We start from the raw sequence: 13453 nt of genomic DNA on the forward strand, positions 1-13453 counted from the left end.
CGCACGCTGGCAGGCCGACCCAATCCGACAAAGCCAAGCTCAACCGAGCCTTCCTCATCCCTCGTGGCTGGACAGGGGGAGCGCTGAGGCGAGATGGTGGTGGGCTCGTTTGTTTCCTATGAATCTGCTTCTGCACGCTGCTTACTTCGCCGCCGTCAAACACTCCGACCAACGGAGGAAAAACACCGCGGCCGCGCCTTACATCAACCATCCGCTGGAGGTCGCCTGTCACTTGTCCGAGGTGGGGGGAATCACCGATGAGGCCGTGCTCATCGCTGCCGTGCTGCACGATACGGTCGAAGACACCGCCACCACCCGCGAGGAGATCGCCACCACGTTCGGCGAGACGGTCGCGGCCCTCGTCATGGAATGCACCGACGACAAGAGCCTGGAGAAAGCCGAGCGCAAACGCCTGCAGGTCGTGAACGCGCCGAAGAAGAGCCCCGGCGCCAAGGCCATCAAGATCGCCGACAAAACCTGCAACCTGCGCTCCATCCTCGTCGATCCGCCCGCCGGTTGGTCGTGGACGCGCCAATACGACTACTTCCTTTGGGCCAACAAGGTCGTCGCCGGACTCCTGGGCCATCACTCTGCCTTGGATGCTGACGTGCAACGCGTCCTGCAAGAGGGTCTGGACAAACTCCAACCTCTCGCCGCCGCCGAAGGCACGGCGTGATAGCCGCTCCCGGTCTATCGGCGTAGGCTGCGAGCTTGCTCGCGCTCCCCTTGCCTCTCGGTAAACCCCGGCGTTCAAACGCAGAGCCCTTCAACCGCGACGCCGCCCGGAGGCTTGCCCGCCTTTGGCGGGTCGGCGTCCACCTCAAGGCAGTGCCTCCCTGCCCTCTTCCTCAATGCGTCGCTGGGGCGCTGTAGGCGGGGGCTCCGGCCGGGGTCGCTGAACCTCCCGGCGTCGGTGCCACCGGCGCTTGGATCGTGCCGCGAATCTCGGCGGCGCGCTTGAGACCGGCCGCGCTGCTGCGCCCCGTGAAGCGCAGGCAGAGGCGATCCATAAACACGTAGGTAATCGGCACGACAAACAGGGTCATGATCGTCGCGATGCCGAGCCCACCCACGATTACCAGACCGAGCGGATTGCGGATCTCCGCGCCCGCCCCCGACGCAAACGCGATCGGGACCGCGCCGAGGATGGTCGATACCGACGTCATCAGGATCGGGCGGAAGCGCGCCGAGGTCGCCTGAAACACCGCCGCCGACGCATCCAGGCCTTTCTCGATTTGGAGCTGGTTGGCGAACTCCACGATGAGGATGCCGTTCTTGGCGATGAGGCCGATCAGCATGATGAGACCGAAGCGCGAAAACAGGTTGTCGGTCATCGCCGGTCCCCAATAGCGCGTCGCATACAACACCGTGATGCCACCCGCCACGGCGATCGCCACGCCGGTGAAAATGGTGAAGGGATGGACCCACGACTCAAACTGCGCCGCGAGAATCAAAAAGGTGAACAGCAGCGCAAGGCCGAACATCACGTAGGTGTCCCCCGCGCCTTCCAAAAACTGCCGCGCCGGGCCGTCCCACGCATAGGTGCTGCCCGCCGGCAGTAACGCGTCGATTCGGTCCTGCAGATAAGTAATGGCGTCGCCCATCGCCACACCGTCGGCCAAGGGCGCCGAGAGGGTGACCGAGCGCAGGCGGTTGAAGTGAGGGTAACTCTCCGGCACGGCGTTTTCGTCCCACGTCACGAGGTTGCCCAACTGCACCAGACTGCCCCGCGCCGAGCGCACGTAGATGCGCGCGAGATCCCCCGGAGTCATGCGACGGCTGTCCTCCACCTGCAGGATCACGTCGTATTGCTGACCGCCGCGCTGGAACTGCGTGACCCGCCGACTGCCCAGCAAGGTCTCCAAGGTCGTGGCGATGTCCCGCACCGGCACCGCGAGGTCGGCCGCCTTGGCGCGATCGATGCGCACATCAAGCTGCGGTTTCGTCGGCGAGGGATAAAGCCGCACCGGCCCAAACACGCCACTCGCTTCCATGTCCTCCACAAACTGCTCCCCGCTGGTCTGCAGCTCCTCAAAATCACTGCCCTGCAAGACCAGTTGCAGGGAGCTGCCCCGCCCCGGTCCACCACCACCGCCGAACGGACGTTTGGGTCCCACACTCACCTGCAGGCCGGGGATCTTGTCGCGGGCAATGCGGCGCACTTCGGAAATGAGGTCCTGGGTGGTGCGCTCGCGTTCTTCCCAAAGGGTCAGCGTGCCGGTCACGTAGGCGCGCCCCGATGTCTGACGCTGAAAGGTGCGATCGATTTCCGGAATCTTGAGAATCTCCTCCTCCAGCTGCCGGCCGTAGGAATCGGTGTATTCCGGCGTCGCGCCCACCGGCGGCTGTATGTTGGCCGTGAATACGCCACGATCCTCCGCCGGAATGAGTTCGCGCTGCAGTTGGGTGTAGAGCCACAGGCCGAGCACGGTCATGGCCAGCGACCCGATCATCACCACGGCGCGCCAGCGCATGGTCAGCGCCAGCAGCGCGTTGAAACCGCGGTTGAGCGCCGCAAAGGCCGGTTCGGTTTTGTCGTAGAGCCACCCGTGGCCGCCCTGCTCGCGGGGCGGCGACAACAGGCGTGAGCACAGCATGGGCGACAGCGTGAGTGCGACCACGGCCGACATCACGACCGCCACCACCAGGGTGATGCCAAACTCGAAGAAGAGCCGCCCTGTCTGCCCCGACTGAAAAGCCACCGGCAAAAACACCGCCGCCAGCGTGAGCGTCGTCGCGATGATGGCGAAAGCGACCTGCCGCGCGCCGTGCACCGCCGCGGCGACCGGCGACTCGCCCGTCTCGATGCGGCGATAGATGTTTTCCAACATCACGATGGCGTCATCCACCACCAGGCCGATCGCCAGCACGCAGGCCAGCAGAGTCAGGATGTTGATCGAAAAGCCCAGCGCCGCGATCACCGCCACCGTGCCCACCAGCGAGACCGGCACCGCCAGCAGCGGAATGATGGTCGCGCGCCAGTTGCGCAGGAAGAGGAAAATCACCGTCACCACCAGCAACAGCGCTTCGTAAAGCGTGCGGTAAACCTCATCGACGGTGCGCTCGACGTAGGCCGAGTCGTCCTTGCTGAGCTCCACCACGATGCCGTCCGGCATCTCGCGCTGAAACACCGGAATGAGCGCCTTCACGCCATCGCATAGTTCGAGCAGGTTGGACGTGGGCTGCCGCAGCACCTGCACGCCCACACTCGGTCGGGCGTTGAAGTAAGTTTTGCTGCGATAGTCCTCGGCGCCCAACTCCACCCGCCCGATGTCGCGGAACTTCACCTGGTAATCGCCGCGCGTCGCCAGCACAAGGTTCTCAAAATCCGACACCTCGGTCATGCTGCCCATGAGCCGCACCGGGAACTCCTGCGTGCGCGATTCGATGCGGCCACTCGGCACTTCGACATTCTGGCGCTCAAGCGCCGTTTGCACATCGGCCACGGTGAGGTTGTAGGCCGCCAGCCGATCGCTATCGATCCACAGCCGCATCGCATAACGCGCCCCGTCGACCTGCACCGCGCCCATGCCGGGCAGCGCCTGCAAGCGTGGCACGACGATCTGCTCGATCATCTCCACAATCTCGAGGCGGTCATACACCTCGGAGTTAAACGACAAGGTGATGACCGGCGTCGTGTCGGGATCCACTTTGCTGATCCGCGGCCGATCCACCTCCTCCGGTAGCCGCACCCGTGAAACGAGATCGCGCACGTCGTTGGCCGCTTCGTCGACATCCCGATCCAGATCAAACTCGATCGTGATGCGCGAACTCTGCTCCGACGAGGTGGAGCGCATGACGTTGATGCCCTCCACTGCCGAGAGTTGTTCCTCCAGCGGATCGGTCACCTTGGTCTCCACCACCTCGGCGGAGGCTCCGCGATAGGTCGTCGAGACACTCACCGACGGCGATTCCACATTCGGGTATTCGCGGATCGGGAGCTGTTTAAACGAAAGCGCGCCGATGAGCACGATGAGCAAACAGCCCACGATGCAGATCACCGGGCGACGGATCGAGAGATCGGAGAGGATCATGGAAAATCAGTCGACAGCGTGAAACTCCGGACGGAGTTCGTCGCGCAGCGGGATGGTCTTCAGGGCGCGACCGGCCGGCAGATTGATCGCGCCCACGCCGGACGCCACCACCGGTTGACCGTCATCGACGGCGGTGGCCGGGATCACTTCCACCAATCCTTCGCTACGCAGACCGGCCTGCACCGGCACAAATTTGGCCACCTGCTTTTCGCCCTGCCGATCCACCACCGTGATGCGCATGCCGTCACGCGTGACCAGCAGCGCGCTCTCGGGCACGACCAGGATGTCGTGGCGCACATCGAGCACCAGTTCGACGTTGGCAAACATGCCGGGCTTCAAACCCGCCGGCGAGCGCTCGAGCCACCCCTTCACCGCGGTCGAACGCGTGTCGCGATCGATGCCCGGGCTCACAAAATACACTTCCCCGTCCACGCCATCCAACGACTCCAGCGCTCGCGAACTCACGCGAAACGTCGTCCCTGGGCGCACCTTGCGTTGATAGGCTTCGGGCACCTGAAACTCGATCTTCAGCTTCGAAACATCCTCCACCGTGGTGACGATGGTTTGATTGGAAACGTAATCTCCGGGGGAGATTTCGCGACCGCCCGCCAGACCGGTGAACGGCGCCCGCACGGTCGTTTTGTCCAGCCGGCTGCGTTGCAGCTCCACGCGCGCCCGCGCACTCAGGAGGCGCGCCCTCGCGGCATCGATGTCGGCCTGCGGAATCGTGTTCTGCCGACCGAGCTCTTCCATGCGGCGGTAGTTGGACTCGGCCAACTCCAGCTCCGCCTCCACCTCCAGCAACTGGGCGCGGATTTCGGTGTCGTCGATCCGCAGCAGGGTCTGCCCGGCCTTCACCAAACTGCCCTCTTCAAACTCGATACTCGTCACCACGCCCGACGCCTGCGGCCGCACTTCGGCCGATTCACGCGCGGCGATGGAGCCGACCAGCGTGAGGTTCTCCACCAGATCGCGTCGCGCCAGGGGCACGACTTCGACCAGTTGTTCGTAGTTGGCGTTACTGCGCGCAACCGCGGCGGTGGGTTTGCCGCAGCCTCCACTCAGGAGACTCAGACAAGAAACAACGGCAAGACACGCGCGGGAAGACTTCATAGGGTGGCAAAAGGAAGGAACGAGCGCGCACAACCGGCGGCGCTCACTTGCGGTAATCGAGCGGCGGTGGCCGATCCCCGAGCAGCGGCTCGTAATGGAAGTCGGCCCCACGGCGCGCTTCGAGATCGTCCGATGCCGCGGCGAGGATCTCGGCGTCGGTGAACAAATCCATGGCGGTGAGCGCCAGCGTCTTGGCGGCGACCATCATGCCCTTGGTGCCGATGGACATGCCGCCGGCCGCGACGGCCTGCCAACTATGCCCGGGCGTGCCCGGCACCCAGGTGGCCGTGCCGAGACCGATGGTCGGCACCGTCCAGCTGATGTCGGCCACGTCGGTCGAAGCCGGGAACGGCGGCGACTTCGGGCGGAAGGGCTGCACCTGCGCGGCGACTTCCAGCGCGGCCGCCCGGCCGCCCGGCAAGGTCGCGCCGATCCGCTCGGCAAACTCCCGCTCCGCGTCGTCGTAGGTCACACCGCCGACGAGTTCGAGATTCTCCCACATGGTGCGACCCAGCGGTTCGTTGGGCAGCAGCTCGTAATTGCCGTGAATGATCTCCCAGTCGACCGTCGTGCCGGTGCCGGCGGCCGCGCCCTGCGCCGCCGCTTCGAGGCGTCCCCAGACATCCTGGATCACGCGACGATCGGGATTGCGCACGTAATAAAACACTTCGGCGAAGTCGGGCACCACGTTGGGCGCCTCGCCGCCTTTTGTAATCACATAGTGGATACGCGTGTCCGACGGGACGTGTTCGCGCATCAGGTTGGCCATGAAGTTGAGTGCCTCGACGCCGTCGAGCGCCGAGCGACCGCGCTCGGGCGCGCCGGCCGCGTGCGAGGACACGCCATGGAAACGAAACTTGGCCGATTTGTTGGCCATGGAACTGCCCATGCCCACGCCGTTGCGATCACCCGCGTGCCAGTGCAGCACCGCGCTCGCGTCATCAAATTTACCGGCCCGCACGAGGTAAACTTTGCCGGAACCACCCTCCTCCGCCGGACACCCGTAGTAACGCAGGGTGCCCTTCACATTGTTTGCCGCCATCCATTCCTTCACCGCCACCGCGGCCGCAGCCGAGCCGGTGCCAAACAAATGGTGCCCGCAGGCATGACCGGCGATCGCACCATCGGTGCGCAACTCGCGCTCCGGCGAGGCCGTCTGCAACACGCCGGGCAAGGCGTCGTATTCCCCCAACATGCCGATGATCGGCTCTCCCTCGCCATAGCTGGCAATGAAGGCCGTGGGCATGCCTGCCACGCCGGCCTCGATCGAAAACCCCGCTGCCGCCAGTTCGTCCTGCAGCAGCCGGGTGCTTTTGAATTCCTGATAACCGACTTCGGCCAAGCTCCAGATTTCGTGCGCCATCTCACCGTAGTGAGCGGTGCGTTCATCCAGCCGCCCGATGACCGCCTGCTTGTCGGCGGGATCTGCCTGCCCGCTGACTCCCAGCGCCGTCACCAGACCGAAAGTCAGTCCAGTGAGGCGCCGGGCCCAGCAAGGAGGGAGTGCTCCCCAGAATGGGAACCGAGATACATTCTGTTGAGCACTCCCCGTCATCGTATGGCTTTCTGAAACGAACTTGGCTTGGTGTTTCGGACTTCTCGCGAGGGCTTAGAACTCGCGGGTAAGGCTCAGGGAGTAGGCGCGGCCGATCCAGAGGGACGTGCCCGTGCCACCGGTGTAGCCCGTGCCGTCGGCGTCGTAGAGCGCCGGCTCCTCGTCGAGGACGTTGTTCACACCGAGGCGGACGCGGGTGTTGCGCAGCCAGGAGCGAGCGTCGTCACCGAACTTGTAGGAGAGACCCAGATTGATCTGCAGCTGGGAGTCACCCTTCTCGTAGTAGTAGGTCTGACCATCGTTGTAGACCACGGCGATGTAGCTCGGGGAGCCCGCGCCTTCATAACCCGCGAGGGTCGTGGTGGCGTCGGTGCGAATGGCACTCTGGTAAGTGGCGTTGATGGAGGCGTTCCAAGGGCCGCTGTTCCAGACCAGGGTCGTGGAGGACTTCCACTCCGGCAGCTCGAGCGAGACGATGTCGTCATCAATCGGGGAGGTCGGGGTGTCCTGGGTGTATTTCTCGATGAACTGCGACCAGGTGGTGTTGAAGCGGAAGCTTCCCCACGGGGTCTGCGGCAGGTTGTAATCGATCTGGTAGTCAACACCGTTGGTGAAGGCTTCACCCGTGCCGTTGATCAGCTGACGGGTGGTGCCGATCCAGCGACCGACCGGAGCCATCCACTCGCTCTGCGGGAGGTTGGCATAGGTGGCGGCGAAACGAGCGCGGTCGTCGTCGTTGACGGGAGCACGCAGCGTGTAGGGATCACCCACGTAGGTATCGATCGAATCCGGATCCTCGTGGTAACCCACGTCGATATCCATGATGTCGACGCCCGCGGCGAGCTGCTGCTGGGTGTAGGCGAGGAGCAGCGCCTCGTCATCACCCGTGCTGCGGGTCTGGTTGAGCACGAGGTTGGTCTGCTCGATTTCCCAATAGTCCACACTCACGGTGAGACCCTTCACGCCCGGGACTTCCACGACGATACCGGCGGAGAAACCTTCGGACTCTTCCGGCATGAGGTCCGGATTCGGCGAAGAGTAGGTGCGGGTGAGCACGCGGCTGTCGGCGGCCTGACCGGCGCTGGTGAAGTAGTTGCTGCGCACGACGTCGAGCGCACCGGGAGGCGTGGCGACGGTGAAGGAGGTCGGCTGGTTCATGTCGGTGAGATCCGGCGCGTGGAAACCTTCGTTGAGGGAGGCGCGCACCATGATCCAGTCGTTCGGCTTCCAGTTCAGGCCGAACTTCGGCTTGGTGGTGTTGCCGAAGTCACTGTAGTCTTCGAAACGAACCGAGGCGGTGGCCTCGAGGGAGTAAACGAGCGGGACATCGTTGTCCGGGCGAGCGAGCGGCAGGACCGCTTCGGCGTAGGCGCTGGCCACCGTGCGGCTGGCGGCGTAGTTGTATTTCGGCGACATGACGAGGATGTCGTTATTGCCCTGGTCAACCGTAGGATCGTCCTCGGGATTGGTGCCCACGTAGGGATCCTTGTAGTCGACCTTTTCTTCGTAGCGCCATTCCAGACCCACGGAGGTCGCGAGCGGACCGGCCCAGAGGTCGAAGATGTTGCCGGAGGCACGGGCGTCGACACTGCCGAGGCGGCTGTGACCGATGCGGTTGGCGCTCTGGGTGTAGTAGTCGATGACTTCAGCCGGGTTCGAGTAGGGCTGGTCGGCGACAACCTGACCGTTCTCCACCTTGAAGGTGTAATCGAAGGGATTGTAAGCGTCCGGCGTGGTGCGCAGGGCGGCGGTCTTGATGAGGGACTCGCGGATGCTGTTGATCGCACGGTCGGTGATGCGGTAGGCACCGAACATGGCGGCGGCTTCCCAGTTCCAGGTGGACTCACCGAACTGGCCGCGCAGACCACCGAGGATGCGATACATGCGGTCGGTCGCTTCGACACGCTCCGGACCACCGTCCATGGCCAGCTTGGTGGCGATGGTGATGGGGCGCGGCTCGCCGTCGATCTTGGTGCCATTGGCGCCACCGACCTCGTAGAAGGCCGAACCGAAGGGATTGTAGGGATTACCCTCGCTCAGGGTGACGCGGGCGTCGGACGAGCGGATCGAAATCGCCTGACGGCCGGTCTTCGAATTGCTCATGTAGCCGAGCACTTCACCGAAGGCGGTGAGCTTCGGGGAGATTTCAAACTCTACGCGGCTGAAGAGCGAACCACGGGTGGCGAACGGCTGACCGATCTGGTATTCCGCGTAGTTCATGTAAAGGTCGCGCGGCAGCGAGGACGTGGTGACCTGCGGCGTGCCGTTGACCGGGTAGAACCAGTAAACCTGACCGGAAGTCGCGTCGGCCCCGAGGCGGAAGGACGGCCAGTTGGTCGTGCTGGAACGGCCATCGTAGGGACCACCCGGAGCGTCGAACGGCGGGCGGGCCTCATCGAGACGATTGGTCGAAGCCGACCGATCGCGCTCGCGGAAGTAGATGGCGTCACGATTGAAGATGTTGAAGGTCGAAATCCAGTGACCACGGCCTTCGGCAAACACGGTGCCGTAGCTGAGGGTCGCCTGGGAGCTCATGCCACCACCGTGCTCGGTCGCACCAAAACGCAGCGACATGGTGCCGCCCTGCAGGTTGGTGTCGGAGATGTAATTGATCACGCCCGCGACCGCATCGGCACCATAAATGGCCGAGGCACCGTCACGCAGCACTTCGATCTGTTGCAGACCCACGGCCGGCAAGGTGTTGATGTTCACCGTCGAGTCGGCCGGGCTCAGGGAGCTGACCGGGTTGAAGGGAACGCGGCGACCGTTCATCAGCACCAGCGTATTGGATTGACCAATACCGCGGAGCGAGGCGGCGGCATTACCACCACGGGAGGCCACGGAATTCACCGAGGTCTCGTTCTTGGGGAATTCGGTAATCTGCGGGATACCGGCCAACAGGTCGAAGGAGGTTTCCGCGTCGCGCGCCTCGATTTGGGCATTATCAAAGAGCGTAACCGGCAAAACGGTTTCGGCATCCATACGCTGGATGTTCGAACCCGTGGTGACGAACGCCTCCATGACGATGGTGTCATTGGGAGCGGCGGAACTGTCTTCATTGGAGGTCGGGGCCACTTGACCCGAGACCAACGCACTTGCTGTCGCGAAGATTAGACCGGCCGCGACTCTCCGGTGGCTGTAGTAGTTTGATCGGTGCATGGCTTTGTTGATCCGCGGACGCAGCTAATTGCTCGCGTCCGCAACGTGCTCACTTTTGCCGGGTGCCCCTGGGACGCTCCCCGACGCTCATCACTCGATCAGGGCCGGACCGGTTCCCCAACGCCGCCAAGTATACCTTTGGATATACCCCTGTATTAGAAGCTCTTGATCAGCTCCAACCCCCACGTGCGTCCCGCTACCAACCGCGCATGCGCCTCCATGGAAAACCCGGCCGCGTTGGACTGTAGCGGCGGCTCTTCATCGGTGACGTTGGCGACTTTGAGACGTGCCGTGCAGCGCCGCAGCCAGGACCACCGCGCCCGGTCATCAAACTGATAGGACAACGCCAGATCGGCGCTCAGGGTGCTCGCCACCCGGTAGGCGAAAAGCTGCTCCCCGCGATCCGCCAGGCGCATGATGTAATCGGGTTCGCCCAATTGGGCGTAGGTTGCGGCGGAAGTGGTCGCCGTCGTATCGGCAAAGCGGCTGGTGTAATAGGCGGTCAACGACACGCCCCAACCACCGCCCCGCCAGGACAGGCTGCTGATCCCGCGCAGGCGCTGCCCGATCTCGGTGTCGCGCCGGGCCTGCCGTTGCCCAGTGCTTTCGTTTATCGTGTATGAACGAAGCAAATACGATGCGTTGAGATCAAAATCCCACACCCCGGAAGACGTGCGTCCGCTGCTCCACTCCAGGCCAAAATCGACGCCCGAGGCATAGCCACTGCGGTTGTTCTGAAACGGTCGAGCCAGATAGTCGACCGCGCCGATCACCGGTCGCTGTTCGTCGGCCGGTTGGTTGGCGTTGTAGTCCGCAAACAGCGCCTGGTCGGCGGCAGTCGGACGCAGGCGCTGCACCCGCGGGTCGCCCCGATAAAAGGCCGTGCCGCTGCCGAGGTTGATGCTCGCCGCCGGCACGCCCGCCGCCACCTGCTCCGCAATGTAGCTGGTGAGCAAGCGGTAGTCGCTGGCCATGATTTCGAAACCCGAATCGGAGCCGACCACGCTGCTTTGTTCAGTGAGCCAGTAATCCAGCTTCAGGGTGAGGTTCTCCACCCCGGGCACCTCCGCCGCGAAACCCGTGTTGAAACCCACCGCCTCCTCCGGCTGCAAATCCGGGCTGCCCGGGTAGTAGATGTTGGCCGAGTAGGTCCCCTCCCCCGTCACCGTGCGGCGATAGTTGTCCGACACTCCGGTCAGCACGCGGCGGCGCGGCAGCGCGTGCAGCACCGCGAGGTTGGGCGCGCGGAAACTCCGGTCCAGCGAGGCGTGCACCTGCAGTCGCGGACTGATCAACCAGTTCAGCCCAAAACGCGGGGCCAGCTCGTCACCAAAATCATCATACCGTTCGTAGCGTCCGGCAAAGGTGAGCTCGAGATACGGATCGCTGCTGCCGGCGGCCGCCTCACCAAAGATCGGCACCGCGCTCTCCACGTAAACCGCCGCCACGTTGCGATGCGCGCGGATGTTGGCCGTGGGCGAGGCCTGCACAAAATCATTGTCCTCCGGATCCAATCCAGAATCAGCGGGATTGAGCCCCGCATAAGGCGCGCGCCAGTCACTGAAGCGTTCGGCCCGGTATTCGATGCCAAAGGCCAGTTGCAGCACGCGGTCCCCCGGGAGCAGCACGTCGCCGGTCGCGCGAAAATCGGCCATCGTGAGCGAGGTGCGACCGATCCGCTCAAACTCGTCGACATACAACGCCACCGCTTCGGCGGAGTTGGGCTGCGGCTGATCGGTTACCACCGCGTCGCCATTCACCAGGAAGATGTAGCCGAAGGGGTTGAAGGCCAGCGCATCGCTGCGTCGCGCCGCCGCCTGCAGCAGGCTTTCCCGCACTTCGTTGCGCGAGATGTCCCGGGTCGAAGCGGCACTGTGCAGCAGAGCCGATTCCCAACTCCAACTTCCCGCCCAACGGCCGCGCAACCCCAGCAACCCGCGCCACACTTCGGAACGGATGTCGATCTGCTCCGGCCCGGCGTCGACCAATGAGACGCTGCGCAAGGTCAGTTCCTGCGGGCTCCCCACCAGTCGCGGCGAACCGTCCGGCGCGGCCGAACCATCCACAGCCCAGAACTGCGCGCCGTAGGGGTTGTAGGGATTGTCGACGCTGAGCACGACCGGCTGGTCGACTCCACTGGCGCCGTTGTAGGGAATGGGCCGGCGCTGCACGAAGGAATCCGCCACGTAGCCGGAAAACTCGCCAAAGGCCGTGAGGTCCGGCGTGAGGTCAAACTCCAGCAGGTTGTAGAGATTGATCCGATCGGCCTCGGGAAACGCCGACTGCGACTCGTTGACGTTGTAATAATACTCCGGGTCGGCGCTTTGGCTCGGACGTTCCGTCGTCAGGACCGGCACGCTGCCGGCCCCATTCTCCGGCCGGAAGTAATAATCGGTCGAACTGGAGCCGACGCGAAAGCGCGGGAAACGGCCCACGCTCGACGCATCGTCAAACGCTCCGCCGGCCTGGTCAAACGGCACCGGCGCGCGGTCGGTCTTCACCGCTTCGGCGGAGAACTCCCGATCCGCCATCAGCAGCGGTTCGCGGTGAAAGAAGTCGACCACCGAGAAATACCTCCCCCGCCCTTCCGCAAAGGCCCCACCGCCCATCCAGTGCACTGAGGTTTCCTCGTTTTCGCCCGCCTCCGGAATCGCCACCTGCACGCCAATTTCCTGTCCGCGGAAATCCGTTTCCATGCGGTAGTTCACCACCCCGGCCACCGCGTCAAAACCGTGCGTCGAGGACGCCCCGCCCTTGAGCACATCGATCTGGTAGAAGCCGTGCATCGGCAACTGGTTCACATTGACGGTGAGGGTCGGCACCGACTGCTCGTCGAGCGGCGCGATCGGGTGGGCCACCATGCGGCGACCATTCAGCAGCAGCAGGGTGTTGCCGGATCCAAGCCCGCGCAGACTGATGGCGGTATTGTCGCCCCGAGCAGAGGTGCCTGCGACCGCAGACACGTTGAGGGGCAAGCCATTCACCTCCGGCACCGTCGCCAACAGCATGGCTGGCGTGATCGCACTGCGTTGGGCCAGCGCCTCGCGGTCCAGATGGCGCTGGCTGAGGGAGGCCGCGCCGATGCGTTGCAGGTGCGAGCCCGTGATGGTGTCCCGCGTCCACGACTCGCGGGTCTGGGCCAGACCGCGCAGCCGCGGCGCATGAATGGTGAGCTCCGCCAGCGTGGGCACCTCCCCATCGCGGCGCCAGACCGGCAGCCGCTGCGGCGGCACCACCAGCGTTTCACCCGGGCGCACCACGACGTCGGTCAACTGCAGCCGCAGGTCGTCCCCCTGAAACACCTGCAAGGTGTAACCGCCTGGCCGCAGATCGGCCAAAATGTAACGACCGCTGCCATCGGTTTGCACGGTGAGGTCCGCCTCGACCGCGCGCACGATGAGCCCCTCCACCGGTCGGTTGTCCTCCGTAGAGAGCAAGGTCCCCTGCAAGGTCCCGCCCTGCCGTGCCGTCGGGTCCACCACCGGTGCTCTTTGGGCGCGCAGCAGCGGCTGAGGCGTGCCGATGACGAGAAACGCCATCAACGCCCAGCCGCGTCGGAATCCAAAATGAAGAAGACCTGCACCCATGGTTG

6 protein-coding genes are annotated in these 13453 nt (G+C 64.3%); 1 reads left to right on the forward strand and 5 read right to left on the reverse strand.

What is annotated here, in order from left to right; genetic code table 11:
- Positions 1-118 precede the first annotated feature (118 nt).
- Positions 119-676 (forward strand): HD domain-containing protein, encoded by a 558-nt coding sequence (locus tag K1X11_RS06505; protein ID WP_221030925.1) that lies wholly within the window; start codon positions 119-121, stop codon positions 674-676.
- Positions 677-848: 172 nt separating this feature from the next.
- Here K1X11_RS06505 and K1X11_RS06510 read toward each other — a convergent pair whose 3' ends face one another.
- The 5 genes from K1X11_RS06510 to K1X11_RS06530 form a co-directional block, all read right to left on the reverse strand.
- The gene (locus tag K1X11_RS06510) at positions 849-4034 is read right to left on the reverse strand and encodes an efflux RND transporter permease subunit (RefSeq protein ID WP_221030926.1); all 3186 of its coding nucleotides are present in this window, start codon (positions 4032-4034) and stop codon (positions 849-851) included.
- Positions 4035-4040: 6 nt separating this feature from the next.
- A complete protein-coding gene (locus tag K1X11_RS06515) occupies positions 4041-5147 on the reverse strand; it encodes an efflux RND transporter periplasmic adaptor subunit (RefSeq protein ID WP_221030927.1) in 1107 nt (368 codons plus the stop codon).
- A gap of 43 nt (positions 5148-5190) precedes the next feature.
- Complete coding sequence (locus K1X11_RS06520; RefSeq protein ID WP_221030928.1) at positions 5191-6603, reverse strand: amidohydrolase; 1413 nt, start codon at positions 6601-6603, stop codon at positions 5191-5193.
- Between the two features lie 153 nt (positions 6604-6756).
- Positions 6757-9777, reverse strand: coding sequence for a TonB-dependent receptor plug domain-containing protein (locus K1X11_RS06525; protein ID WP_221030929.1), 3021 nt, complete (start codon positions 9775-9777; stop codon positions 6757-6759).
- 239 nt (positions 9778-10016) lie between these two features.
- Positions 10017-13448, reverse strand: a complete 3432-nt coding sequence (locus tag K1X11_RS06530; protein ID WP_221030930.1) for a TonB-dependent receptor — start codon at positions 13446-13448, stop codon at positions 10017-10019.
- Positions 13449-13453 lie beyond the last annotated feature (5 nt).

The sequence above is a fragment of the Actomonas aquatica genome (genome assembly GCF_019679435.2).
Lineage (GTDB): Bacteria > Verrucomicrobiota > Verrucomicrobiia > Opitutales > Opitutaceae > Actomonas > Actomonas aquatica.

Bases quoted from the DNA above. Each gene is read 5' to 3' on its own strand.
- K1X11_RS06510 (WP_221030926.1), bottom strand. From the start codon at position 4,034: ATGATCCTCTCCGATCTCTCGATCCGTCGCCCGGTGATCTGCATCGTG.
- K1X11_RS06530 (WP_221030930.1), bottom strand. From the start codon at position 13,448: ATGGGTGCAGGTCTTCTTCATTTTGGATTCCGACGCGGCTGGGCGTTG.
- K1X11_RS06515 (WP_221030927.1), bottom strand. From the start codon at position 5,147: ATGAAGTCTTCCCGCGCGTGTCTTGCCGTTGTTTCTTGTCTGAGTCTC.
- K1X11_RS06505 (WP_221030925.1), top strand. From the start codon at position 119: ATGAATCTGCTTCTGCACGCTGCTTACTTCGCCGCCGTCAAACACTCC.